Annotated in this window: 19 protein-coding genes; 1 reads left to right on the forward strand and 18 read right to left on the reverse strand. The window is 67.1% G+C overall.

What is annotated here, in order from left to right; genetic code table 11:
• Nucleotides 1-148: 148 nt before the first annotated feature.
• The 18 genes from AC3A6J_RS22240 to AC3A6J_RS22325 form a co-directional block, all read right to left on the reverse strand.
• Nucleotides 149-904 (reverse strand): MlaA family lipoprotein, encoded by a 756-nt coding sequence (locus AC3A6J_RS22240; protein WP_487862170.1) that lies wholly within the window; start codon nt 902-904, stop codon nt 149-151.
• Nucleotides 901-1,392 (reverse strand): outer membrane lipid asymmetry maintenance protein MlaD, encoded by a 492-nt coding sequence (mlaD, locus tag AC3A6J_RS22245; protein WP_487862171.1) that lies wholly within the window; start codon nt 1,390-1,392, stop codon nt 901-903. Before mlaD ends, AC3A6J_RS22240 begins: the two co-directional genes overlap by 4 nt.
• A gap of 37 nt (nt 1,393-1,429) precedes the next feature.
• Complete coding sequence (gene mlaE / locus AC3A6J_RS22250; protein WP_487862172.1) at nt 1,430-2,212, reverse strand: lipid asymmetry maintenance ABC transporter permease subunit MlaE; 783 nt, start codon at nt 2,210-2,212, stop codon at nt 1,430-1,432.
• Nucleotides 2,209-3,069 (reverse strand): ABC transporter ATP-binding protein, encoded by an 861-nt coding sequence (locus AC3A6J_RS22255; RefSeq protein WP_487862173.1) that lies wholly within the window; start codon nt 3,067-3,069, stop codon nt 2,209-2,211. The genes mlaE and AC3A6J_RS22255 overlap by 4 nt, the downstream gene beginning before the upstream one ends.
• Before the next feature lie 67 nt (nt 3,070-3,136).
• A complete protein-coding gene (locus AC3A6J_RS22260; RefSeq protein WP_487862174.1) occupies nt 3,137-4,615 on the reverse strand; it encodes a glutamate synthase subunit beta in 1,479 nt (492 codons plus the stop codon).
• 42 nt (nt 4,616-4,657) lie between these two features.
• Nucleotides 4,658-9,418: a glutamate synthase-related protein gene (locus AC3A6J_RS22265; RefSeq protein WP_487862175.1), complete on the reverse strand. Its 4,761-nt coding sequence runs from the start codon at nt 9,416-9,418 to the stop codon at nt 4,658-4,660.
• 175 nt (nt 9,419-9,593) lie between these two features.
• The gene (locus tag AC3A6J_RS22270; protein ID WP_487862176.1) at nt 9,594-10,295 is read right to left on the reverse strand and encodes a transposase; all 702 of its coding nucleotides are present in this window, start codon (nt 10,293-10,295) and stop codon (nt 9,594-9,596) included.
• 37 nt (nt 10,296-10,332) lie between these two features.
• Nucleotides 10,333-11,187 (reverse strand): class I SAM-dependent methyltransferase, encoded by an 855-nt coding sequence (locus AC3A6J_RS22275; RefSeq protein WP_487862177.1) that lies wholly within the window; start codon nt 11,185-11,187, stop codon nt 10,333-10,335.
• 23 nt (nt 11,188-11,210) lie between these two features.
• Nucleotides 11,211-11,786 (reverse strand): DUF1415 domain-containing protein, encoded by a 576-nt coding sequence (locus AC3A6J_RS22280; RefSeq protein WP_487862178.1) that lies wholly within the window; start codon nt 11,784-11,786, stop codon nt 11,211-11,213.
• Nucleotides 11,783-13,060, reverse strand: coding sequence for an MFS transporter (locus AC3A6J_RS22285; RefSeq protein ID WP_487862179.1), 1,278 nt, complete (start codon nt 13,058-13,060; stop codon nt 11,783-11,785). The genes AC3A6J_RS22280 and AC3A6J_RS22285 overlap by 4 nt, the downstream gene beginning before the upstream one ends.
• A 22-nt stretch (nt 13,061-13,082) precedes the next feature.
• Nucleotides 13,083-14,213: a deoxyguanosinetriphosphate triphosphohydrolase gene (locus tag AC3A6J_RS22290; protein ID WP_487862180.1), complete on the reverse strand. Its 1,131-nt coding sequence runs from the start codon at nt 14,211-14,213 to the stop codon at nt 13,083-13,085.
• Nucleotides 14,214-14,286: 73 nt separating this feature from the next.
• Nucleotides 14,287-15,399, reverse strand: coding sequence for a 3-dehydroquinate synthase (gene aroB, locus AC3A6J_RS22295; protein ID WP_487862181.1), 1,113 nt, complete (start codon nt 15,397-15,399; stop codon nt 14,287-14,289).
• Nucleotides 15,400-15,449: 50 nt separating this feature from the next.
• A complete protein-coding gene (locus AC3A6J_RS22300) occupies nt 15,450-15,998 on the reverse strand; it encodes a shikimate kinase (protein WP_487862182.1) in 549 nt (182 codons plus the stop codon).
• A gap of 24 nt (nt 15,999-16,022) precedes the next feature.
• Nucleotides 16,023-18,164 (reverse strand): type IV pilus secretin PilQ, encoded by a 2,142-nt coding sequence (locus tag AC3A6J_RS22305; protein ID WP_487862183.1) that lies wholly within the window; start codon nt 18,162-18,164, stop codon nt 16,023-16,025.
• Nucleotides 18,161-18,703: a pilus assembly protein PilP gene (locus tag AC3A6J_RS22310; RefSeq protein ID WP_487862184.1), complete on the reverse strand. Its 543-nt coding sequence runs from the start codon at nt 18,701-18,703 to the stop codon at nt 18,161-18,163. Before AC3A6J_RS22310 ends, AC3A6J_RS22305 begins: the two co-directional genes overlap by 4 nt.
• A complete protein-coding gene (locus AC3A6J_RS22315; protein WP_487862185.1) occupies nt 18,700-19,383 on the reverse strand; it encodes a type IV pilus inner membrane component PilO in 684 nt (227 codons plus the stop codon). Before AC3A6J_RS22315 ends, AC3A6J_RS22310 begins: the two co-directional genes overlap by 4 nt.
• Before the next feature lie 7 nt (nt 19,384-19,390).
• Complete coding sequence (locus AC3A6J_RS22320) at nt 19,391-20,020, reverse strand: PilN domain-containing protein (RefSeq protein ID WP_487862186.1); 630 nt, start codon at nt 20,018-20,020, stop codon at nt 19,391-19,393.
• Nucleotides 20,017-21,096: a pilus assembly protein PilM gene (locus AC3A6J_RS22325; protein WP_487862187.1), complete on the reverse strand. Its 1,080-nt coding sequence runs from the start codon at nt 21,094-21,096 to the stop codon at nt 20,017-20,019. Before AC3A6J_RS22325 ends, AC3A6J_RS22320 begins: the two co-directional genes overlap by 4 nt.
• A gap of 239 nt (nt 21,097-21,335) precedes the next feature.
• Between AC3A6J_RS22325 and AC3A6J_RS22330 the strand changes: the two genes are divergently transcribed.
• Nucleotides 21,336-23,744 (forward strand): penicillin-binding protein 1A, encoded by a 2,409-nt coding sequence (locus tag AC3A6J_RS22330; protein ID WP_487862188.1) that lies wholly within the window; start codon nt 21,336-21,338, stop codon nt 23,742-23,744.
• Nucleotides 23,745-23,751 lie beyond the last annotated feature (7 nt).

A 23,751-nucleotide genomic window follows, 5' to 3' on the forward strand; every position in this document is an offset into this window, starting at 1 on the left:
GATTCGATTGTTCGCGCGCCTGCTGGAAAGAACGTGTTCGACAGGCCGCCGGCCGACCCGGTTCCCTGAAGCACAGGTGAAGCCTTGAAACGGGATGCAAGCAGAAACGCTCGCATCCGGCGGCGATCAGCCCTGCTTCCGCCCCGATCTACTTTCCGCCTTCATCGTCGTCGTCCGGTGGATTGCCGTCGTAGACGTCGCTGCGGCGATGCTGCAGGTAGGCGTCGCGCGTGAAGGTGTACTTGTCGAGCGCGGCGTCGTTCAGCAGCCGCCCCGCGCGCAGGTACCGCGCGCGCGTGTCGACGGCTTCGAGCAGCGCCAGCGAGTTGCGCCATGCCACGTCGTGCATGTTGCCGATCACGCTGCCGGCGCGGTCGACCGGCAGGGCGGCGGTGTCGCGCACCGTCGACGGGCCGAACACCGGCAGCACCACGTACGGTCCGGGCCCGACGCCCCAGCGGCCGAGTGTCTGGCCAAAGTCTTCCTCGTGGCGGTCGATGCCGGCCTCGGTGGCAATGTCCAGCAGACCGCCAAGCCCGAAGAAGGTGTTCACGTTGAGACGCATGAAGGTCTCGGCGCTGTTGCGCAGCTTGAGCTGTGCGACGCTGTTGGCGAAGCTCCAGATGTCGCCGACATTGCTGAAGAAGTTGCCCACGCCCGTTCGCACCATCGAAGGCAGCACGCGTTCGTAGGCGGTGGCCGCGGGCACGAGCACTGCGTCGTCCACCACGTCGTTGAAGCGCGTGACGCCGCGGTTGAAAGGCTCGAAAGGATCGCCCGGATGGGCCTGGGGGCCGCTGGCGCATCCCGCAGCCAGGGCCAGGGCGACGGCAGCGGCCGCCCAATGTGCGCCGCGCGCTACCTTATTGATAGCGAGCGGCCTCAGAGTGCTCGTTGATTTCATTTCTTGTTGGCTGTTCCCGGCGTCGAAGTGCTTCCTTCGGCCGCCTTGCTGTAGAGGAATTGGCTGATCAGGTTTTCGAGCACCACGGCCGACTGGGTCGCAGTGATCGTGTCGCCGGCCTGGAGGTTCTTCTCCTCGGCGCCCGCCTCGATGCCGATGTACTGCTCGCCGAGCAGGCCACTGGTCAGGATCTTGAGCGAGCTGTCCTTGGGAAAACTGTAGCGTTTTTGCAAAGCCAGCGTCACGTTGGCCTGAAATGTCTTGTCGTCGAAGGTGATCGATTCGACACGGCCGACGACCACGCCGGAACTCTTGACCGCCGTCTGCGGCTTGAGCCCGCCGATGTTCTGGAAGCGGGCGACCACGTTGTAGGTCTGCTGGAAATTCAGGCTCAGCAGGTTGGCGGACTGCAGCGCGAGGAAAAGCAGCGCCGCGCCGCCGATCAGGACGAACAGGCCGACCCAGAGGTCGTTGTTGGAACGTTGCATGGTTGGCACTCTCTAGAACGATGGAGCCGGGGCTCCTTCAAATACTGAACATCATGGCGGTGAGCAGGAAGTCGAGCCCCAGCACCGACAGCGACGCCATCACCACGGTGCGCGTGGTGGCGCGCGACACGCCTTCGGGCGTGGGCTGCGCCTCGTAGCCCTGCAGCAGCGCGATGAAAGTGACGGTGAAGCCGAAGACGATGCTCTTGATCACGCCGTTGCCGACGTCGCGCCACACGTCGACGCCGCCCTGCATCTGCCCCCAGAACGCACCGGGGTCGACGCCGAGCATCAGCACGCCGACCACGTAGCCGCCCATGATGCCGACGGCGCTGAACACCGCCGCCAGCAGCGGCATCGTGATGACGCCGGCCCAGAAGCGCGGCGCCAGGATGCGCCGCACCGGATCGACGGCCATCATCTCCATCGCGCTGAGCTGCTCGCCGGCCTTCATGAGGCCGATCTCGGCGGTCAGCGAGGTGCCGGCCCGACCGGTGAAGAGCAGCGCCGCCACCACCGGCCCGAGCTCGCGCACCAGGCTCAGCGCCACCAGCAGGCCGAGCGCTTCGGAGGAACCGTAGCGCTGCAGCGCGTAGTACATCTGCAGCCCGAGCACGAAGCCGACGAACAGGCCCGACACCGCGATGATCGCGAGCGAGTAGTTGCCGAGGAAATGGATCTGGTCGCGCACCAGGCTGAAGCGTCGCAGGCTCTGCGCGCCCTGCAGCACCAAGCGCACGAACAGCTTGGCGCCGTAGCCCAGGCCGGCGAGCTTGCTGCGCACCGTGAAGCCGACGTCGGCCGGATTCCACCAGCTCATGAGCGGCCTCCCTGCGGATCGAAGTCTTCCTCGATGCCGACGCCCGGGTGATGAAAGTGCACCGGTCCGTCGGGCAGCGCATTGACGAACTGGTGGACCAGCGGGTCGTCGCTCTGGCGCACGTCGTCGGGTGCGCCCTGCGCGGCGATGCGGCCGTTGGCCAGGATCACCACATGGTCGGCGATGCGGAAGGTTTCCTCGAGGTCGTGCGAAACCACGATGCTCGTGAGCCCGAGCGTGTCGTTGAGCCGCCGGATCAGCCGCGCCGCCGTGCCCAGCGAGATCGGGTCGAGGCCGGCGAAGGGCTCGTCGTACATGACCAGGTCGGGGTCGAGCGCGATCGCGCGGGCCAGCGCCACGCGCCGGGCCATGCCGCCCGAGACCTCGCTCGGCATCAGGTCGCGCGCACCGCGCAGGCCGACCGCGTCGAGCTTCATGAGCACGATGTCGCGCACCAGCGGCTCGGGCAATTGCGTGTGCTCGCGCAGCGGGAAGGCGACGTTGTCGAACACGCTCATGTCGGTGAAGAGCGCACCGAACTGGAACAGCATGCCCATGCGGCGCCGCGCCGCGTACAGCGCCGCCGCATCGAAGCCGCCCACATCGTGGCCGTCGAACAGCACCTCGCCGCGCTGCGCCCGCTGCTGGCCGCCGACGAGCCGCAGCACGGTCGTCTTGCCGCCGCCCGAAGCGCCCATCAGTGCCGTGACCTTGCCGCGCGGCACGGAAAACGACACGCCGCCGAGGATCGCGCGTGCGCCGTAGCCGAACGTGACGTCGCGGAACTCTACGAAGGGTTGGGGCTGGGGTACGGCTGCGTCCATCTCAATGAAAAAGCCGGGCACCCTTTCGGGCATCCCGGCGTGCGGTTTCCGCGAATGATAGCGGGAGCGCGGCAGGCCCCGCCAAACTGAAACAAAAATCTCAGCGCGGAAGGTCGCTGAATCCCATCAGGAATTCGTCCACCGAGCGCGCGGCCTGCCGGCCCTCGCGAATCGCCCAGACGACGAGCGACTGGCCCCGGCGGATATCACCGGCCGCGAACACCTTGGGCACGTTGGTGACATAGCCGCCGACGAAATCGACGCTAGCGCGGGCGTTGCCGCGCGCGTCTTTCTCGACGCCGAAGGCATCGAGCACCGCCGCCACGGGGCTCACGAAGCCCATGGCGAGCAGCACGAGGTCGGCCTTGAGGATCTGCTCGCTGCCTGCGACTTCCTGCATCCTGCCGTCCTTCCATTCGACACGGACGGTCTTGAGGCCGGTGACCTTGCCCTTTTCGCCGATGAACTCCTTGGTAGAGATCGCGAACTCGCGCTCGCAGCCTTCCTCGTGGCTGGAGCTGGTGCGCAGCTTGATCGGCCAATAGGGCCAGGTCAGCGGGCGGTTCTCTTCCTCAGGCGGCTGGGGCATCAGCTCGAACTGCGTGACGCTCGCTGCGCCGTGGCGGTTGCTGGTGCCCACGCAGTCGGAGCCGGTGTCGCCGCCGCCGATCACGATCACGTGCTTGCCTTCGGCGCGCAGCTGGCCCTTGAGCTTGTCGCCGGCATTGACGCGGTTCTGCTGCGGCAGGAACTCCATCGCGAAATGGATGCCGTCGAGGTCGCGCCCGGGCACGGGCAGGTCGCGCGACTGCTCGGCGCCGCCGGTGAGCAGCACGGCGTCGAACTCTTTCTGCAGCTGCTCGGGCGTGACCGTTTCCTTGGCCAGGTTGGTCACCTTGGAGCCTTTGCCGAGCGGGTCCTTCGCGGCACCGACGACCACGCCGGTGCGAAAGGCCACGCCCTCGGCCTTCATCTGCTCGACGCGGCGATCAATGTGCGACTTCTCCATCTTGAAATCGGGGATGCCGTAGCGCAGCAGGCCGCCAATGCGGTCGTTCTTCTCGAACAGCGTGACGTCATGGCCGGCGCGCGCGAGCTGCTGCGCTGCGGCCATGCCGGCCGGGCCGGCGCCCACCACGGCAACCTTCTTCCCCGTCTTGTGCTTGGCCACGCGCGGCGCGACCCAGCCTTCGTCCCACGCGCGGTCGATGATCGCGTGCTCGAGCGACTTGATGCCCACGGGATCGTCGTTCACGTTGAGCACGCAGGCGGCCTCGCAGGGTGCAGGGCAGATGCGGCCGGTGAACTCGGGGAAGTTGTTGGTGGAGTCGAGCACTGCGAAGGCGTTCTGCCAGTCGTTGCGGTACACGAGATCGTTGAAGTCCGGAATGATGTTGTTGACCGGGCAACCGCTGTTGCAGAACGGCGTGCCGCAGTCCATGCAGCGCGCGCCCTGCACCTTGGCCTGTTCGGTGTCCAGGCCGATGACGAATTCCTTGTAGTGCTTCAGGCGCTCCTCGACCGGGCGGTAGCCCTCCTCGACGCGCTCATGCTCCAGGAAGCCGGTGATCTTTCCCATCGTGATGTTCCTTCGTTATGTCTTCTGCGTTCACCCGGGCATTCAGGCAGCCGCCGGCGCCGTCTTGGACGCGGCAATCGCATGCGGCTCGAGGCCGACGTACGCGTTGTTGCCGCTGCTCGTGAGCTCGACCTTGCGGTCGTGGAGTTCGGCGAGCGCGCGCTTGTACTCGTTGGGGAAAACCTTCACGAACTTGGTCCGCGCCTCGGCCCAGTTGTCGAGCAGCTCGCGCGCGCGCTTGCTGCCGGTCCAGCGGTGGTGGTCTTCGAGCAGCTTGCGCAGCTGCGCCTCGTCGGTCTCGCCGCCGTGCCAGATCTTGCGGTGCACGCTCGCGGTCTGCTCGCTGGAGGTCAGCACCTTCTCGAGCGAGACCATCGCCATGTTGCAGCGCGAGGCGAACTGGCCGTCCTCGTCATAGACGAAGGCCACGCCGCCGCTCATGCCGGCCGCGAAGTTGCGGCCCGTCTTGCCGAGCACGGCCACGGTGCCGCCGGTCATGTACTCGCAGCCATGGTCGCCCGTGCCTTCGACCACCGCGGTGGCGCCCGACAGGCGCACTGCGAAGCGTTCGCCGGCCACGCCGCAGAGGTAGGCTTCGCCGGTGGTCGCGCCGTACAGCGCGGTATTGCCCACGATGGTGTTGCGCACCGCTTCGCCGCGGAAGTCGAGGCTCGGGCGCACCACCACGCGGCCGCCCGACAGGCCCTTGCCGGTGTAGTCGTTGGCGTCGCCGATCAGGTAGAGCGTGATGCCGCGCGCCAGGAAAGCCCCGAACGACTGGCCGCCGGTGCCTTCGAGCTGGATGCGGATCGAATCGTCGGGCAGGCCCTGCGGATGCACCTTGGTCAGCGCGCCCGAGAGCATGGCGCCCACCGAACGGTTGACGTTGCGCGCCACCTCGATGAACTGCACCTTCTCGCCGCGGTCGATGGCGGGGCGCGACTTTTCGATCAGCTTCACGTCGAGCGCGCGGTCGAGGCCGTGGTCCTGGTTCTCGACGTGGTAGCGCGACACATCGGCGGGCACGTTCGGCAGTGCGAACAGGCGGCTGAAGTCCAGGCCCGAGGCCTTCCAGTGCTCTATGCCGCGGCGCATGTCGAGCAGGTCGGCGCGGCCGATCATGTCGTCGAACTTGCGGATGCCGAGCTGGGCCATGATCTGGCGCACTTCCTCGGCCACGAAGAAGAAGTAGTTCACGACGTGCTCGGGCTTGCCCGAGAACTTCTGGCGCAGCACCGGGTCTTGCGTGGCCACGCCCACCGGGCAGGTGTTCAGGTGGCACTTGCGCATCATGATGCAGCCCTCGACCACCAGCGGCGCGGTGGCGAAGCCGAACTCGTCGGCGCCCAGCAGTGCGCCGATGGCCACGTCGCGGCCGGTCTTCATCTGGCCGTCGGCCTGCACGCGGATGCGGCTGCGCAGGCGGTTGAGCACCAGCGTCTGCTGCGTCTCGGCCAGGCCGATCTCCCACGGGCTGCCTGCGTGCTTGATCGACGACCAGGGCGAGGCGCCCGTGCCGCCGTCATGGCCGGCGATCACGACGTGGTCGCTCTTGCACTTGGCCACGCCTGCGGCGATGGTGCCGACGCCGATCTCGCTCACCAGCTTGACGCTGATGCTCGCATGCGGCGCGGTGTTCTTCAGGTCGTGGATCAGCTGCGCGAGGTCTTCGATCGAGTAGATGTCATGGTGCGGCGGCGGGCTGATGAGGCCCACGCCCGGCACCGCGTAGCGCTGCTTGCCGATGTACTCGGTGACCTTGCCGCCCGGGAGCTGGCCGCCCTCGCCGGGCTTGGCGCCCTGCGCCATCTTGATCTGGATCTGGTCGGCCGAATGCAAGTACTCGGCCGTGACGCCGAAGCGGCCCGAGGCCACCTGCTTGATGCGCGAACGCAGCGAGTCGCCATCGCGCAGCGGCAGATCGACCTCGACGTTCTCGGCACCGATGATGCTGCGCAGCGTGTCGCCCTGCTTGATCGGAATGCCCTTGAGCTCGTTGCGGTAGCGCGCCGGGTCTTCGCCGCCTTCGCCGGTGTTGCTCTTGCCGCCGATGCGGTTCATGGCCACGGCGAGCACCGAGTGCGCCTCGGTGCTGATCGAGCCGAGCGACATCGCGCCGGTGGCGAAGCGCTTCACGATCTCGGACGCGGGCTCGACCTCGTCGACCGGAATCGCCTTGGCGGTATCGATCTTGAACTCGAACAGGCCGCGCAGCGTGAGGTGGCGGCGGTTCTGGTCGTTGATGAGCTGCGCGTATTCCTTGTAGGTGTTCCAGTTGTTGGCGCGCGTGCTGTGCTGCAGCTTGGCGATCGCATCGGGCGTCCACATATGCTCCTCGCCGCGCGTGCGCCAGGCGTATTCGCCGCCCGCGTCGAGCATGTTGGCAAGCACCGGGTCGTCGCCGAACGCGGCCTTGTGCATGCGGATCGCTTCCTCGGCGATCTCGAACACGCCGATGCCCTCGACGCGGCTCGCGGTGCCCGTGAAGTACTTGCCGACCGTCCGGCTGTTGAGGCCGATGGCCTCGAACAGCTGGGCGCCGCAGTAGCTCATGTAGGTGCTGACACCCATCTTCGACATGATCTTCGACAAGCCCTTGCCGATGGCCTTGACGTAGTTGTAGACCGCCTTCTCGGCGCTCATGTCGCCCGGCAGGTCCGCGTGCATCGCCGCCAGCGTTTCCATGGCCAGGTACGGGTGCACGGCTTCGGCGCCGTAGCCCGCGAGCACAGCGAAGTGGTGCACCTCGCGCGCCGAGCCGGTCTCCACGACCAGTCCGGCCGTGGTGCGCAGGCCCTCGCCCACGAGGTACTGGTGCACGGCCGACAGCGCCAGCGCAGCGGGAATCGCCACCTGCGTCGGGCCGACGCCGCGGTCGCTCACGATCAGGATGTTGTGGCCGCCCTTGATCGCGTCCACCGCCTCGGCGCACAGCGATGCCAGCTTGGCCTCGACGCCTTCGTAGCCCCAGTCGAGCGGGTAGGTGATGTCGAGCACGTAGCTCTTGAACTTGCCCTGCGTGTAGGTGCCGATGTCGCGCAGCTTGGCCATGTCGGCAAAGTCGAGGATCGGCTGGCTCACTTCGAGCCGCATCGGCGGGTTGACCTGGTTGATGTCCAGCAGGTTCGGCTTGGGGCCGATGAACGACACCAGCGACATCACGATCGCTTCGCGGATCGGGTCGATCGGCGGGTTGGTCACCTGCGCGAACAGCTGCTTGAAGTAGTTGTAGAGCGGCTTGTTCTTGCTCGAGAGCACGGCCAGCGGGCTGTCGTTGCCCATGGAGCCGATGCCCTCTTCGCCGGCCTGCGCCATCGGGCTCATCAGGAACTTGATGTCTTCCTGGGTGTAGCCGAAGGCCTGCTGGCGGTCGAGCAGCGGCACCTGCGAGATCGGCGCGCTGACCGCGCCGGCCGGCTCGGCCTCGACGCTGTCGAGCTTGATGCGCAGGTTCTCGATCCACTGCTTGTAGGGCTTGCTGTTCGCGAGGGTGGCCTTGACCTCCTCATCGTCGATCATGCGGCCCTGCTCCAGGTCGATCAGGAACATCTTGCCGGGCTGCAGGCGCCACTTGCGCACGATCTTCTGCTCGGGCACGGGCAGCACGCCCGACTCCGAGGCCATGATGACGAGGTCGTCGTCGGTCACGCAGTAGCGCGAAGGCCGCAGGCCGTTGCGGTCGAGCGTGGCGCCGATCTGGCGGCCGTCGGTGAAGACGATCGAGGCCGGGCCGTCCCACGGCTCGAGCATGGCCGCGTGGTATTCGTAGAACGCGCGGCGGCGCGGGTCCATGGTGGCGTGCTGCTCCCAGGGTTCCGGGATCATCATCATCACGGCCTGGCTGATCGGGTAGCCGGCCATCGTGAGCAGCTCGAGGCAGTTGTCGAAGGTGGCGGTATCGGACTGGCCGGCGAAGCTGATCGGGTAGAGCTTCTGCAGGTCGGGGCCGAGCACCGGCGACGACATCACGCCTTCGCGCGCCTTCATCCAGTTGTAGTTGCCCTTGACCGTGTTGATTTCACCGTTGTGGGCGACGTAGCGGTACGGGTGGGCCAGCGGCCACTCCGGGAAGGTGTTGGTCGAGAAGCGCTGGTGCACCAGGCCGAGCGCCGAAACGCAGCGCTTGTCCTGCAGGTCGAGGTAATAGGTACCGACCTGGTCGGCGAGCAGCAGGCCCTTGTAGACCACGGTGCGGCTCGACATGCTCGGAACGTAGTATTCCTTGCTGTGCTTGAGCTTCAGGCGCTGGATGTTGGCGCTCGCGGTCTTGCGGATCACGTAGAGCTTGCGCTCGAGTGCGTCCTGCACGATCACGTCGTTGCCGCGGCCGATGAAGACCTGGCGCAGCAGCGGCTCTTTCTCGCGCACGGTCGGCGACATCGGCATCTCGCGATTCACCGGCACGTCGCGCCAGCCCAGCAGCACCTGCCCCTCGGCCTTGATCGCGCGCTCCATCTCCTGTTCGCAGGCCTGGCGCGAGGCATGTTCCTTGGGCAGGAAGATCATGCCGACGCCGTATTCGCCGGGCGGGGGCAGCGTGACGCCCTGCTTGGCCATTTCTTCGCGGTAGAGGCGGTCGGGCAGCTGGATCAGGATGCCGGCGCCGTCGCCCATCAGCTTGTCGGCGCCCACTGCGCCGCGGTGGTCGAGGTTCTCGAGGATCTTGAGGCCCTGCAGCACGATGGCATGGCTCTTCTCGCCCTTGATGTGCGCGACGAAGCCGACGCCGCAGGCGTCATGCTCGTCGGCACCGGAATACAGACCGTGTTGTTGGAGATGTTCGATCTCGGCAGCCGTCGTCATGGCGCACTCCTTCAGTTTTCGCAGGGATGGTGAGGATATTGCGATGCACAAAGAATGCCAAACACTTTAATCGGGGTCAGAGTCTCATTGAATTTCGAGGGTTTTGGTGAGGATAAAATTGGGGACAGATTGATTGGCCGACACGCGGAGCGGCGCCTTTTCCATGCCCCTGCGTTCAGGCCTGCGTCTCGGGCGCTGAGGGAGGCCGGCCGGCGCGGGCCTTGGTCACGCGGCGCTCGGTCGATTTCTGAAGCGAGGCCAGAAAGTCGGCATCGCCCGCTGCCCAGCCCCGCAAGGTTGCATCGGTGAGCGCGACCTGGTCGGCAGCACGCACGCCGCCGCGCACGAGCTCTACATAGGCAGCCTCGCGCGCGAACGGCGTGTTGCCGAGTTCCCAATAGAGCGGATGTGGCGTCAGCAGCCTGTCGTGGCGCAAGCCCGCGTAGTGACCGTGGCTGGACCAGGCGAAGTCGCGCGCATCCGACACCAGCCCTGCGCGCACCGGGTTCAGGTCGATATAGGCCATGCAGGTCAGCAGGTAGCGGTCGGTCTGGATCAGCGTGGACCTGTAGCGCCCTTCCCACAGCGTGCCGCTGCGGCCATGGCGGTCGTTGAAATAGCGCACGTAGCTGCGCCCCACCGACTGCATGAACTGCGGCAGGCCGGTGGTTCTGTCAGGCGTGGCCAGCAGGTGGAAATGGTTGTCCATCAGCACGTAGGCGTGCAGCGCGATGCCAAAGCGCACGGCGTTGTCGGCGAGCAGGCCGAGCAGCTTTTCGTGGTCCGCGCGATCCACAAAGATCGGCTGGCGGTTGTTGCCGCGCTGGATCACGTGGTGCGGCATGCCGGGGAGCGTGAGGCGGGGAAGACGGGCCATGGCGTCGAACGCTCGCGCGGGTTGCGTCGACGCCGGTTCAGTCCAGCCGAAACCGCGTATCGCCCAGGGCGTCGAGTCCGAACTGCGCCAGCAATTCGCGCAGCCGCGCCGCGGCGGCAGCCTTGCGCTGGCCGGTATGGCGCGCCAGGATCAGTTCGTTCTTCATGCTGTGCTCCCAGCCGACCAGTTCGGTGACGGTCACGCTGTAGCCGTTGGCCTCGAGGTAGAGGCAGCGCAGCACGTTGGTGAGCTGGCTGCCGATTTCGCGCGTGTGCAGCGGATGGCGCCAGAGCTCGGCCAGCGGCGTGCGCGACAGCGCGAGCGCCTTGGTCTCGCGCAGGCAGGCCGCGACCTCGGCCTGGCAGCAGGGCACGAGCACCATCGCGCGCGCCTTCTTCGCCAGTCCGAAGGCGATGGCGTCGTCGGTCGCGGTGTCGCAGGCATGCAGCGCGGTGACCACGTCGATGCGCTCGGGCAATTCGCTGGCGCTGGCCGACTCGGCCACCGTGAGGTTCAGGAAAGACATGCGGTCGAAGCCGAGCCGCGTGGCCAGCGCACGCGATTTCTCGACGAGTTCGCCGCGCGTCTCGATCCCGTATACGTGACCGCCCGCGTGCGAGCGGAAGAACAGGTCGTAGATGATGAAGCCGAGGTACGACTTGCCGGCGCCGTGGTCGGCCAGCGTGGCGCCGGTGCCCGCCTCCGGCAGCTCGCGCAGCAATTGCTCGATGAACTGGAACAGGTGGTAGACCTGCTTGAGCTTGCGGCGCGAGTCCTGGTTGAGGCGGCCTTCGCGCGTGAGGATGTGCAGTTCCTTCAAGAGCTCGACCGATTGGCCCGGACGCAGCACCTCCAACAATTCGTTTTCGGCCTTCGACGCTTTGGCGGTCATTCCGGCCCGGGTCGGCTGTCCGTTCATCGCGTTGCACTCCCGGCGCCGACGTCGAGCGCATTCCAGCCGGCCTGGCCCAGCGCTTCGAGCGTTTCGATGTTGCGCTCGAAGATCGCCTCGGCCTCGGGAAAGGCCTCGACCGCGCGGCTCACGCTGTCTTCGCGCAGCAGGTGCAGCGTGGGATAGGGCGCGCGATTGGTGGCGTTGCCGATGTCGTCGGGCGCGCTGCCGGCGAACTCGAACCGCGGATGGAAGCTCGCGAGTTGCAGCACGCCGTCGAAGCCTGCGCGCGCGAGCTTGCGTTCGGCGCGGGCCGTGAAGTCGTTGAAGTCCAGAAAGTCCGCCAAGGTGTTGGGTGCGATGAGCAAGGTAGTGTCGCGCACGGAAGCATCGTGCGCAGTGAGTTCACGGGCTTCGGCCAGGAGCATCTCGATCAGAAGGCCTTCGTCGGCGCCCAGGTAGACGGCATGGTGGATCTGCCGTTTCACGTGCACCGCCTTTGCGAAGGGGCACAGGTTGAGCCCGATGACCGCGCGCTCCAGCCAGCGCCGGGTATCGGCTTCGGCCTGCATGGCGTCGATTGTCGCTGCGTCCTTCATGCCACTTCCGTCGCAAGGCGTATTCGCCCGAGGCCCGCCGCGAGCAGCATGCCCGCGAGCGAGCAGGCGAGCGTGGCGATCCAGGTCCAATGCCAGCCGCCGGCGCGCAGCGCGATCCAGGCCACCGCCGGCGGCGCGAGGAACTGCCCCAGCGACGAGGCCTGCTGCATGAGGCCGACCGTGGTGGAGACGGTCGAAGGCCCCGGCGCCAGGCGCACGCCGAGCAGGAACAGCGTGGCAGGCACCATGCCGCCACCCAGCGAAAAGACGCAGACCGCGATGTAGCGCAGCGCCGGCGGCAGCCCCAGCGCGTCGCCGCCCTGCCCCACCTGCGCAAAGGCCGCGATGCCGCCCAGCGCCATGGCCAGGAACCCCCAGCGCAGCAGGCGCTCGGGCGCCACGCCGCGCTGCAGCCAGCGGCCGCCCGCGAGGTTGCCGACGATGTTCATCGCGGCAGCCAGCGCGGTCAGCACGGCGCTGAGCCCGGCCGGCACGCCCGCCCCCGCGTAGATGGCGGGCAGGAAACCGATCACCGCCATCCATTGGGCCGAATACACCGCGAAGGTCGCAGCCGTCATCCACGGCCCCCGTGCGCCGACAGTGGCGCGCAGCCGCGCCGGCCAGCCGGTGGCCGCCGCCCCGTCCGCCACCTTCGCGGCAGCGCCGGTCCGCCGTGCGTCCGGGGACACCGCAAGCCACAACCAGAGCGCCGCACCCGCGGAGACCGCGGACAGCGTCCACCACCAGTCGGGCCATCCGCCCCAGGCGATCAGAGCCGGGCCGGCCAGCAGCGCGAGCGCGACGCCGAACGGCATGTAAGCGCCCCACACGCCCAGCGCGGCCTTGTCGGCGCCGGCCGGCGTCAAGGCCCGGATCAACCCCGGTCCCGGCATCACGGCCATCAGGAAGCCGACGCCTTCGAGCGCGCGCAGGCCCAGCAGCCATTGCAGCGCGAACGTTCGGCCGAGCCAACCCGCGCCCACCGCGCCGCCCAGCAGGCTCGCGACCGTCAGGATCGCCAATCCCGCCAGCATGCTGCGGCGCAGGCCGATCGTGTCGGCTGCCAGCCCCGCAACCAGGCCCAGCGCCATGCTCGCCACCTGCACCAGCGACAGCAGGAACCCGGCCTCGACCAGGTCGATGCCCATCGTAGCTTGCAGCGCCGGCACCGCGGGCGGCAGCTTGCCGAGGTGCAGCGCGGCGCTGACGCCTCCCAGAACCACGGCAAAGGCGGCGAGCGGAACGCGTGCCGGCGCGGCGGCTGCAGCACTCACTGGTGCACCCTTCGCGCGGCGCTCATTCGATCGCCCGACGCCCGGTCAGGCGCTCATGCTCGCGCATCGCGAAGCGATCGGTCATGCCGGCGATGTAGTCAGCCACCGCACGGTGGCGGTCGCGGCGGCCCGCAAAGGAAGCCGGCATCTCGGCGTCGCGTTCGAGATACGCGTCGAACAGCTCGCGCACCACCTGCTGCGCCTGGTCGGTGGTCTGGGTGACCTGCGGATGCCGGTACAGATTGCGGAACAGAAAGCGCTTGAGTTCGTCGGATTGCGCCTGCATGGCCGGACTGAAACGCACCAGCGGTGGCGATTGGCGCACTGCGTCCGCGTCAGCCGGCTGCACCGCCTCGATCGCCGCCCGGGTGGCGTCGATCACGTCGTAGACCTGGGCGCTCAGCATGCGCCGGATGGTTTCGTAGAGCATGCGCCGCCCCTGCAGCCCCGGGTGCTCAGCCACCGCCTCGCAGCGGTATCGCTCGAACAGCGGCACCTCGCCGAGCTGCTCGACGCTGATGAGGCCGGAGCGCACGCCGTCGTCGATGTCGTGCGCGTTGTAGGCGATCGCGTCGGCCAGGTTGCACAGCTGCGCCTCGAGCGCCGGCTGCGTGCGGTCGAGAAAGCGCCGGGCCACGCCGCCGGGCTCGGCCGCTTCGAGCCGCTCCGCATTCGTTCGCGAGCAGTGCTTGAGGATGCCTTCGCGCGTCTCGAAGCTCAGGTTCAGCCCGTCGTACTGCGGATAGCGATGCTCCAGCGCATCGACCACGCGCAGGCTCTGCAGGTTGTGCTCGAAGCCGCCGTGGCCTTCCATGCAGGCGTCGAGCGCATCCTGGCCCGCATGGCCGAACGGCGTGTGGCCGAGGTCGTGCGCCAGCGCGATGGCTTCGACCAGGTCCTCGTTGATGCGCAGCGCACGCGCGATCGAGCGGCCCAGCTGCGCCACCTCCAGCGAATGCGTCAGCCGGGTGCGGAACAGGTCGCCCTCGTGGTTCAGGAAGACCTGGGTCTTGTAGACCAGGCGCCGAAATGCGGTCGAATGCACGATGCGATCGCGGTCGCGCTGGAATGCGTCGCGCGTCGGCGCCGGCGGCTCGGCATGCCGGCGCCCGCGCGAGCGCGACGGATGGCACGCAAAGGCCGCGAGGGTCATTGGTGCACCCTTGGCGCTGCGCGCCTTCCCGCCAAGCGGGAGCGAGCTTGCTTGGGGCGGCTCGGCGCGGCGCTCATTCGCTTGCGCAGCACTGCGCGAGCACTTCGCGCACCAGCGCATCGGGCGCGCTGCGGACTGCGGCCGAGCCCGGCCTGTCGATGACCACGAAGCGGATCTCGCCCGCCTCGGACTTCTTGTCGACCCGCATCAGTTCGAGGTACCGGTCGGCGCCCAGCGCCGGTCCGACGGTCGGCAGGCCGGCGCGCTCGACCAGCCGCGTGAGCCGCTCGACAAAGGCCGCATCCACGCCGCCGAGGCGCTGCGACAGATGCGCCGCCATGACCATGCCGCAGCCGACCGCTTCGCCATGGAGCCATTCGCCGTAGCCGAGCCCTGATTCGATGGCATGGCCGAAGGTATGGCCGAAGTTGAGAATGGCGCGCAGCCCGGTCTCGCGTTCGTCCTGGCCGACGACCAGCGCCTTGATCTCGCAGCTGCGCCTCACGGCATGCGCCAGCGCAGCCGGATCGCGCGCCACCAACGCATCGATGTTCGCCTCGGTCCAGTCGAGGAACGCCATGTCGTGGATCGGGCCGTACTTGATGACCTCGGCCAGGCCGGCGCTCAGTTCGCGCGGCGGCAGCGTCTGCAGCGTTTCCAGGTCGCACACCACGAGCTGCGGCTGGTAGAACGCGCCGATCATGTTCTTGCCGAGCGCATGGTTGATGGCCGTCTTGCCGCCGACCGACGAATCCACCTGCGCCAGCAGCGTGGTGGGCACCTGGACGAAGGGCACGCCGCGCATGTAGCTCGCAGCGGCGAAACCCGTCATGTCGCCAACGACGCCACCGCCGAGGGCAAACAGCACCGTCTTGCGGTCGCTGCCGCGGCCGAGTAGTTGGTCGAAGATCAAATTCAGGGTCTGCAGGTTCTTGTGGCTCTCGCCGTCGGGCAGCTCGAGCAGGTGCACGCTGCGGAAGCGGCCGGCCAGCACGGCACGCAGCCGCTGGGCATAGAGCGGCGCCACGGTGGTGTTGCTGACGATCAACGCGCTGGCAGCCGAGGGCACCACGTCAAAGCTCTGCGGCACGTCGAGCAGGCCGGCGCCGATCAGGATCGGATAGCTGCGGTCGCCGAGCTGGATGTCGACGCGTTCTGTCGTGGCGGAAGATGCGGGAAGGGACATGGCAGCGAGTTTAGGCGCTGCCACGTCCCTGCCCGTTGCGCGGGTTCGGCTCAGGGCTCCGACGCTTCGGGGTAGGCGCCCGTCGAGACGATGCCGGCCAGTTCGAGCTGCATCACGATGACGTTCACCAGCATCGTGATCGAGGGCCGGCCGGTGTCGACCACGTCGTGGGCGGTCTCGCGGTAGAGCGGGTCGCGCACGTCGTGCAGCTCGCGCAGCCGGCCGAGCGGATCGGCCACCTGCAGCAGGGGCCGCTTGACATCGTGGCGCAGGCGCCGGAACAGGTCTTCGGGCGAGGAGCGCAGGTAGATCACATGGAAGCGCTCGTGCAGCTGCCTGCGGTTGGCTTCCCTGAGCACCGCGCCGCCGCCGGTGGCGAGGATGCCGTGTGGCTGCGCGCCCAAGTCCTCGATGACGGCTTGCTCAAGATCGCGAAACGCCGTTTCGCCCTCGCGCTCGAAGTAGTCGCGGATGGAGCAGCCGATGCGCTGCTCGATCACATGGTCGGTGTCGACGAACGGAAGGTCCAGGCGGGCACCGAGGCGCCGGCCCACTGCAGATTTGCCGGCGCCGGGCAAGCCGACGAATGCGATCGCCACGCGGTGGCTGCTACACCTCGCGCGTCAGCGCGCGGCGTTGCGGTCGGTAATCATCTTCGGAGTGATAAAGACGAGCATTTCGGTCTTGTTGGCAACGCGCTCGCGCTTGCGGAACAGTGCCCCGAGGTAGGGCACTTCACCCAGCACCGGCACGCGCGATTCGTCATTGGTTTCGGTGAGTTCGAAGATACCACCGATGACGACCGTGCCGCCGTTCTCGACCAGCACTTCGGTCTGCACGTGCTTGGTGTTGATAGCCGGACCTGCCGAGGTGTTCACGCCGCGGGCGTCCTTGCTGACGTCGAGCGTCAGGATGATGTTGCCTTCGGGGGTGATCTGCGGCGTGACCTCGAGCTTCAGCACGGCCTTGCGGAATGAGATGGAGGTCGCGCCGCTCGAGGTTGCCTGCTGGTAGGGGATTTCCTCGCCCTGCTCGATCAGTGCCTTGGTCTGGTCGGCGGTGATCACGCGGGGGCTGGAGACCAGCTTGCCCCTGCCGTCGGCTTCGAGCGCCGAGATCTCGAGGTTCAACATGCGCGACAAGCTCGAGTTGAACAGCGAGATCGCGAAGGCACCGGGCGTATTGCCGGTGCCGCCGGCGTCGCCTGCGGGCAGGTTGATGAAGTTGGAGTTGGTCCAGGTGGCTGCTGCGCCGCCGACGCCGCCGCCGGTGGTGGCGGGCATCACGCCGACGGTGCCGAAGGCCGGATTGCCGTTGGACGACGCGACGCGTTCGCGGGAGATGCCGCCGCCCAGCCGCACGCCGAGCGATTTGCCGAAGGTGTCGGAAGCCTCGACGATCCGGGCCTCGATCAGCACCTGGCGCACCGGTATGTCGAGCTTCTGGATCAGTTCGCTGACCTGCGCGAGCCGCGACGGAATGTCGGACACGAACAGCTGGTTGGTGCGCGCTTCGGCGATCACGCTGCCGCGCGGGCTCAGGATGCGGGTGGTGGAGCCGGAGCCGCCACCGCCGCCGGCCGAGGCGCCGGTGCCGGTCAGGCCCTGGGCGATCGCGATCGCCTTGGTGTAGTTGAGCTGGAACGACTGGGTCCGCAGCGGCTCGAGGTTCTCGATCGCGGCCTTGGCCTCGAACTCGAGCTTTTCCTTGGCATTGATCTCGTCCTTGGGCGCGATCCACAGCACGGTGCCGTTCTTGCGCATGCCCAAGTTCTTGGCCTGCATGATGATGTCGAGCGCCTGATCCCAGGGCACGTCCTTCAGGCGCAGCGTCAGGGCGCCGGTGACCGAGTCGGAGGTCACTATGTTGAAGTTCGTGAAGTCGGCGATCACCTGCAGCAGCGAACGGATCTCGATGTTCTGGAAGTTCAGCGAGAGCTTCTCGCCGTTGTAGCCCACGCCCTGCGTCAGCTTGGTCGGGTCGACCTTGCGCGCGCGAAGCTCGACCACGAACTGGTTCTCGCTCTGGTAGGCGCTGTGCTCCCAGTCGCCACGCGCTTCGATTGTCATGCGGACGCGGTCGCCCGACTGCTGCGAGGTGATCAGCTGGACCGGCGTGTTGAAGTCGGCCACGTCGAGGCGGCGGCGCAGGCCCTCGGGCAGCGTCGACTTGGTGAACTCCACCACGAGGTTCTTGCCCTGCTGCCGCACATCGACGCCGACCTGGTTATTGGCCAGGTCGACGATCACGCGGCCCGAATTGTCGGGGCCCATGCGGAAGTCGACGTCGCGCAGCGGCAGGGTGTCACGGTTGCGGTTTTCGGCAAAGACCGAGGGCGTCGACGACGCGAGCGCCGTGCCCGCCACAGGCTCGAGGATCACGAGCAGCGACTTGCCCTGGATCTCGGCCTTGTAGGCAGTCGCCTGCTTGAGGTTGAGCACCACGCGGCTGCGGTCGCCCGCCTGGACCACGTTCACCGAGCGCAGGTTGCCCTGGTTCACCTCGATGGCGGAGCGCCCGATGGCGTTTGTCACGCCGGGAAAGTCGAGCGCGATGCGCGCCGGCGTCTGGACTGCGAAGCCGGTCGGCACGGCCGTGAGCGGCTGGGCGAGATCGATGCGGATCACCTCCGAACCGGACTGCGTCGAGCTGGTGACCGCTTCAATAGCGTTTTGCGCATGCGCGATCGCGAACGCGCCAAATGCCAGCAGGCCCAGGCCCGCCACTCGCAGCCGCTGTACCAACGTTAGTTTCTTGTGATTCATTTCGCACTCTCTTGCAGCTGCAGTGTCGCCGCGCGTTCGATCCATTCACCGGCGGCATCCTGCACGATCTCCCGCAGGCTCACTTCGGTTTCGTTGATTCGGGTGATGCGCCCGTAGTTGAGGCCCAGGTATTCGCCGACCCGCACCTTGTAGAGCAGCTTGTCGACGCGGATCAGCGCCACGGGCTGGCCGTTGCGGTTCATGCTGCCCACCATGGCCATCGCATCGAGCGGGAAGGCTTCGAGCGCCTCCTTGCGGCGCGCCAGCTCCGGCGCGATCAGTTCCGAGGTGCTCGGCTGGTTCGACTCGCGGCGCAATGCCTGGGTCAGCTTCAGCAGGTTGAATGGCTCGAAGGCCGCGCCTTCGGTGTAGGCCTGCGGCGTGAACTTCTTGGGCTCGGTGATCGGCGGCACGTTGGGCTTGACCTGGGCGCGCTGCTCGGCCATCCAGCGCCGCAGCTCTTCGCGCTCGGCGTCGGCGCAGGCGCTCAGGCCCAGCGCGGCCATCAGCAGCCAGAGGAATTTCGCAAACGTCCTCATTTCTTCTTCGCCTTCGGCGCAGCGGCGCGTTTCTGGGCTGCCCGCTCTTCGTCGTCGAGGTAGCGGTAGGTACGTGCCGTGGCGTCCATCGTCAGGGTGCCGTCCTTCTCTTTTTGCGGCGTGACCGTCAGGTTGTTCAGCGTGACGATGCGCGAGAGGCTCGCGATATCGGCGGCGAAGGCGCCGATGTCGTGGTAGCGACCGGTCACGCGCACCGCGATCGGCAGCTCCGCGTAGTAGTCCTTCACCGAGACCTGGCCCGGGCGGAACAGCTCGAACTGGAGGCTGCGGCCCAGGCCGGCCTGATTGATGTCGGACAGCAAGGCGTCCATTTCGGCCTTGCTGGGCAGCTGCTTCTCGAGCAGCGTCACGTATTGCTGTACCTGCTCGCGCTGCTTCTTGAGCAGGTCGAGGTTGGCGGCCAGCCCGACCTTCTTCTTGTAGTCGGCCCGCAGCGCGACTTCGCGGGCGCGCTCGCTCTCGAGTTCGTCGTTGGCATTGGTGAGCCACACGAACCACAGCGCGACGAGCACCAGCAGCGTGACCGCCACGCACAGGGCGTAGCGCGGCACGGGCGGCCACATCGAGGGGTCGTTCGGATTCAGGTTGCGAAACTGGTCGCCGAAGTTGCGCAGTGCCGCGCCGACGTCGAGTTTCTGGGAGGGGCGATTGCTTGCCATTGTTCGTCTACCCCTTGCCCGGCGCCGGTGCCGACCCCGGTGCGGTCAGCGCCTTCTCGGCCGCCTTCTGCGCGTCGGTCGGCCGCTTGAGGCCGATGCGCATCGTGAAGTTCGCCACACGGCGCTGGTCGCGCTGGCTCAGGCTCACGGTGGCGGAGGTGATCTCGATCAGTTCGGGCTTGACGAGCCAGGGGCTGTTGTTGCCGAGATTGCGCAGCAGTTCCGAGACGCGCTCGTTCGACTGTGCCATGCCCTGCAGGGTAACGGTCTGGTTGTCCTGCTTCATGCTCGTGAGATAGACGCCATCGGGCAGTTGCCGGACCAGTTCGTTGAGCAGGTGGACCGGCAGGTTGCGGTCGCCCTGGAGGTCTTCGACCGCCTGCTGGCGTGCGCGCAGCGCGGCGATTTCTTCCTGCAGCGTGGAGATTTCCTTGATCTCGACCTCGAGCTTGGTGATCTCCGCCTTGAGGAAGCTGTTCTTGTCCTGCTGGGCCGAGATCTGCGCCTCGAACCAGAGGTAGCCGAGGCCGGCGATCACGACGCCCAGCACCGCCGCGGCGCCGAGCGCGCCATAGAACGCCTCGCGCCGCCGCTTGCGTGCGGCCTCGCGGTGCGGAAGCAGGTTGATGAGGATCACTGCACGAACCTCCGCATGGCCAGGCCGCAAGAGGTCAGGTACGAGGGCGCCTCGCGCCGGACCTTCTTCTCGCGGACATTGGGTCCGATGTCCATGCCGTCGAACGGGTTCACGAGCGAGCAGGCGAACGAGGTCTGGCGCGTCACCGCGCTGGCCAGGCCCGGCAACGAGGCCGAACCGCCCGCGAGCAGCACGTAGTCGACCCGGTTGTGCGGCGTGCTCGTGAAGAAGAACTGCAGCGCGCGGGCGATTTCCTGGCCGATGCTCTCGACGAAGGGCTTGAGCACGCCCGAGCCGTAGTCGTCGGGCAGATCGCCGCTGCGCTTCTTGGCCTCGGCCTCCTCGGCGGAGAAACCGTACTGGCGAACGATGAGCTGGGTCAGCTGCGCGCCCCCGAAGGCCTGGTCGCGGTCGTACAGCACCTCCTGGTTGCGCAGCACCTGCATGCTGGTGGTGAAGGCGCCCACTTCGAAGAGCGCCACGACCGCATCGACCCCATTGCTCGGCAACTGCTCGATCAGGCGGGCGGCTGCAAGGCGGGAAGCGAAGGACTCGACGTCGAGGATCACGGCTTTCAGCCCGGCCGCTTCGGCCAGGCCTTCGCGATCCTGGACCTTCTCCTTGCGCGAGGCGGCGATCAGCACTTCGACGTCGCCGGCGGACGCGGTGCTTTGGCCGGTGACGCAGAAATCGAGGCTGACCTCGTCGAGCGAAAAGGGGATGTACTGGTTGGCTTCGGACTCGACCTGGATCTCGAGCTCCTGCTCGCTCATGCCGCCCGGGAGAATGATCTTCTTGGTGATGACCGCCGAGGGCGGCAGCGCCAGGGCGACGTTGCGGGTGCGGGTGCCGCTCTTGCGCACGACGCGGCGCACGGCTTCGGCCACTTCGTCGAACTTCTCGACGTTGCCATCGGTGATCCAGCCCCGCTCCAGGGGTTCGATCGCGCAGCGCTCGAGAACCAGCTTGCCGCTGGCCTCGCGGCCGAGCTCGACCAGCTTGACGCTGGACGAACTGACGTCCAGGCCGAGCATGGGAGCGCCTTGCCGGCGAAACAATGATCCGAAAGAAGCCAAGTTAGGTCCCTCTAGCCCTGCATTTGTAACTAATGGAAAGATTTGCGTTCGGTTGCATGCTATCAGCAGGCGTAGCGCCATCCAAGCGGGCGGCGCGGGCAAAACTCCGGTTCGTTGTCAAAACCTGACGCGGCAGCGACATTCGGTAACTTTTGGCTTAGCGGGAAACCTCTCCCTCACAGTTGAACCCCTTTCGGGTAGTCGGCTTTTTATAATGCGCGGTGACTCTCCGGGCCCCCATGCAAGAAACTCCACGCCCCAAAGGGGCAGCCAAGACCCCCTCTCCCGCACGCCCCGCCTGGCTGAAATGGCTGCTGCGCTTTCTTGCCTGGGGATTCGGCATTGCTGCAGCCGGCGCCCTGGCGATCCTGTGCGTTGTTGCCGTCGCCCTCGCGGTCGCCTACCCGAATCTGCCCGACATCTCGGAACTGTCCGACTACCGGCCGAAGCTGCCGCTGCGGGTCTTCTCTGCCGAAGGCATCCAGATTGGCGAATTCGGCGAAGAGCGCCGCAATCTAACCCCGATCGCAGCCATTCCCAAGCTCGTGAAGGACGCAGTGCTGGCCGCGGAAGACACCCGCTTCTACGACCACGGCGGCGTGGACTACAAGGGCATGGTGCGTGCCGCCATTGCCAACCTGAGCCGGGTGAAGAGCCAGGGCGCATCGACCATCTCGATGCAGGTGGCACGCAACGTGTACCTGAGCTCCGAAAAAACGCTGACCCGCAAGATCTACGAAGTGCTGCTCACCTTCAAGCTCGAGCACCTGCTGAGCAAGGATCAGATCTTCGAGATCTACCTGAACCAGATCTATCTTGGCAACCGCGCCTATGGTTTCGCCGCCGCATCGGAGGCCTACTTCGGCAAACCGCTGCACGCGCTGACCATTGCAGAGGCCGCCATGCTGGCGGGGCTGCCGAAGGCGCCGGGCGCAAACAACCCGGTCAACAATCCGCAGCGCGCCCGCGGGCGGCAGTTCTACGTGATCGACCGGATGCAGGACGCCGGTTTCATCACGGCCGAGCAGGCGGCCGAGGCCAAGAAGGAAGAACTCCACCTGCGCGACGCGTCCAACCCGGACCGGCTGCACGCCGAATTCGTGGCCGAGACGGTGCGCCAGTTGATGTACGCGCAGTACGGCGACAGTACCTACACGCGCGGCCTCAAGGTCTATACCTCGCTCGTGGCCGCCGACCAGGCCGCAGCCTACAAGGCGCTGCGCAAGGGCATCATGGACTATGAGCGGCGCCAGATCTACCGCGGGCCCGAGAAGTTCGTCGACTTGCCCAACGACCCGAAGGAACTCGACGAGGCCGTGGACGACGCGCTCGCGGAACACCCCGACAACGGCGACGTGAGGGGGGCCGTGGTGCTCCAGGCCGGGCCGAAGGAGATCTCCGCCGTGCGCGGCAACGGCGACCTGGTGCAGATCACAGGCGAAGGCCTGAAGCCCGCACAGTCAGGGCTTTCCAGCAAGGCTCCGCCAAACATCAAGATCCGTCGCGGCGCGGTGATCCGCGTGGTCAGGACGCCGAAGGACACCTGGGAGATCACCCAGTTGCCCGAAGTGGAAGGCGCCTTCATCGCCATGGACCCGCGCGACGGCGCCATCAAGGCCCTGGTGGGCGGCTTCGATTTCGGCAAGAACAAGTTCAACCACGTCACGCAGGCCTGGCGCCAGCCGGGATCGAGCTTCAAGCCGTTCATCTATTCGGCAGCCCTCGAAAAGGGCTTCACGCCGTCCACGGTCATCAACGACGGGCCTCTCTTCTTCGATGCCGGCACCACGGGCGGCCAACCCTGGGAACCCAGGAACTACGGCGGCGGCTACGACGGTCCGATGTCGATGCGCACCGCGCTCATGAAGTCGAAGAACCTGGTGTCGATCCGCATCCTGCAGTCGATCGGCACGCGCTACGCGCAGGATTGGGTCACCAACTTCGGCTTCGACAAGGAGAAGCATCCGGCCTACCTGCCGATGGCGCTCGGTGCCGGCTCGGTCACGCCGATGCAGATGGCCACCGCCTATTCGGTGTTCGCCAACGGCGGCTACCGCGTCAATCCCTACCTCGTGACCCGCATCACCGACCACAAGGACCGGGTGCTGGTCGAGAAGCAGCCGCCGCTGCTCAACGAGACGATCCGCGCGATTCCCCAGCGCAATGCGTTCATCATGAACACGCTGATGCAGTCGGTGACACGCTCGGGCACTGCCGCCAAGGCGCAAGCCCTGTTGAAGCGACCCGACCTCTACGGCAAGACCGGCACCACCAACGACTCGCTCGATGCCTGGTTCGCGGGTTTCCAGCCGACCATGACCGCCATCTCTTGGATCGGCTACGACACACCACGCAACCTGGGCGACCGCGAGACCGGCGGCGGCCTGAGCCTGCCGATCTGGGTCAACTTCATGCAGACCGCGCTCAAGGGCGTGCCGGTCACCGAACTCTCGGCGTCCCCGCCAAGCGGCGTCGTGAGCGTGGGCGGCGAGTGGTACTACGACGACTATGCACCGGGCCGCGGCGTGTCGAGCCTCGGCGTCGAGACCCCCGTCGCCGCGCCAGTGGAGGCCCTGACCGGCGTGCCCGTCGCCCCGCCGCCCCCGCCCGAGGAGCGCAACCGCATCCTCGACCTCTTCAGGAACTGATCCGACG

The sequence above is a fragment of the Variovorax sp. Soil_C_39 genome (assembly GCF_057656815.1).

What these genes read in the sequence shown, in the direction of transcription:
- AC3A6J_RS22315 (WP_487862185.1), bottom strand. Translation starts at nt 19,383, where the DNA reads ATGGCAAGCAATCGCCCCTCCCAGAAACTCGACGTCGGCGCGGCACTG.
- AC3A6J_RS22240 (WP_487862170.1), bottom strand. Translation starts at nt 904, where the DNA reads ATGAAATCAACGAGCACTCTGAGGCCGCTCGCTATCAATAAGGTAGCG.
- AC3A6J_RS22260 (WP_487862174.1), bottom strand. Translation starts at nt 4,615, where the DNA reads ATGGGAAAGATCACCGGCTTCCTGGAGCATGAGCGCGTCGAGGAGGGC.
- aroB (WP_487862181.1), bottom strand. Translation starts at nt 15,399, where the DNA reads ATGTCCCTTCCCGCATCTTCCGCCACGACAGAACGCGTCGACATCCAG.
- AC3A6J_RS22305 (WP_487862183.1), bottom strand. Translation starts at nt 18,164, where the DNA reads ATGAATCACAAGAAACTAACGTTGGTACAGCGGCTGCGAGTGGCGGGC.
- AC3A6J_RS22310 (WP_487862184.1), bottom strand. Translation starts at nt 18,703, where the DNA reads ATGAGGACGTTTGCGAAATTCCTCTGGCTGCTGATGGCCGCGCTGGGC.
- mlaD (WP_487862171.1), bottom strand. Translation starts at nt 1,392, where the DNA reads ATGCAACGTTCCAACAACGACCTCTGGGTCGGCCTGTTCGTCCTGATC.
- AC3A6J_RS22265 (WP_487862175.1), bottom strand. Translation starts at nt 9,418, where the DNA reads ATGACGACGGCTGCCGAGATCGAACATCTCCAACAACACGGTCTGTAT.
- AC3A6J_RS22330 (WP_487862188.1), top strand. Translation starts at nt 21,336, where the DNA reads ATGCAAGAAACTCCACGCCCCAAAGGGGCAGCCAAGACCCCCTCTCCC.
- AC3A6J_RS22290 (WP_487862180.1), bottom strand. Translation starts at nt 14,213, where the DNA reads ATGACCCTCGCGGCCTTTGCGTGCCATCCGTCGCGCTCGCGCGGGCGC.
- AC3A6J_RS22280 (WP_487862178.1), bottom strand. Translation starts at nt 11,786, where the DNA reads ATGAAGGACGCAGCGACAATCGACGCCATGCAGGCCGAAGCCGATACC.
- AC3A6J_RS22255 (WP_487862173.1), bottom strand. Translation starts at nt 3,069, where the DNA reads ATGCCCGAAAGGGTGCCCGGCTTTTTCATTGAGATGGACGCAGCCGTA.
- AC3A6J_RS22270 (WP_487862176.1), bottom strand. Translation starts at nt 10,295, where the DNA reads ATGGCCCGTCTTCCCCGCCTCACGCTCCCCGGCATGCCGCACCACGTG.
- mlaE (WP_487862172.1), bottom strand. Translation starts at nt 2,212, where the DNA reads ATGAGCTGGTGGAATCCGGCCGACGTCGGCTTCACGGTGCGCAGCAAG.
- AC3A6J_RS22275 (WP_487862177.1), bottom strand. Translation starts at nt 11,187, where the DNA reads ATGACCGCCAAAGCGTCGAAGGCCGAAAACGAATTGTTGGAGGTGCTG.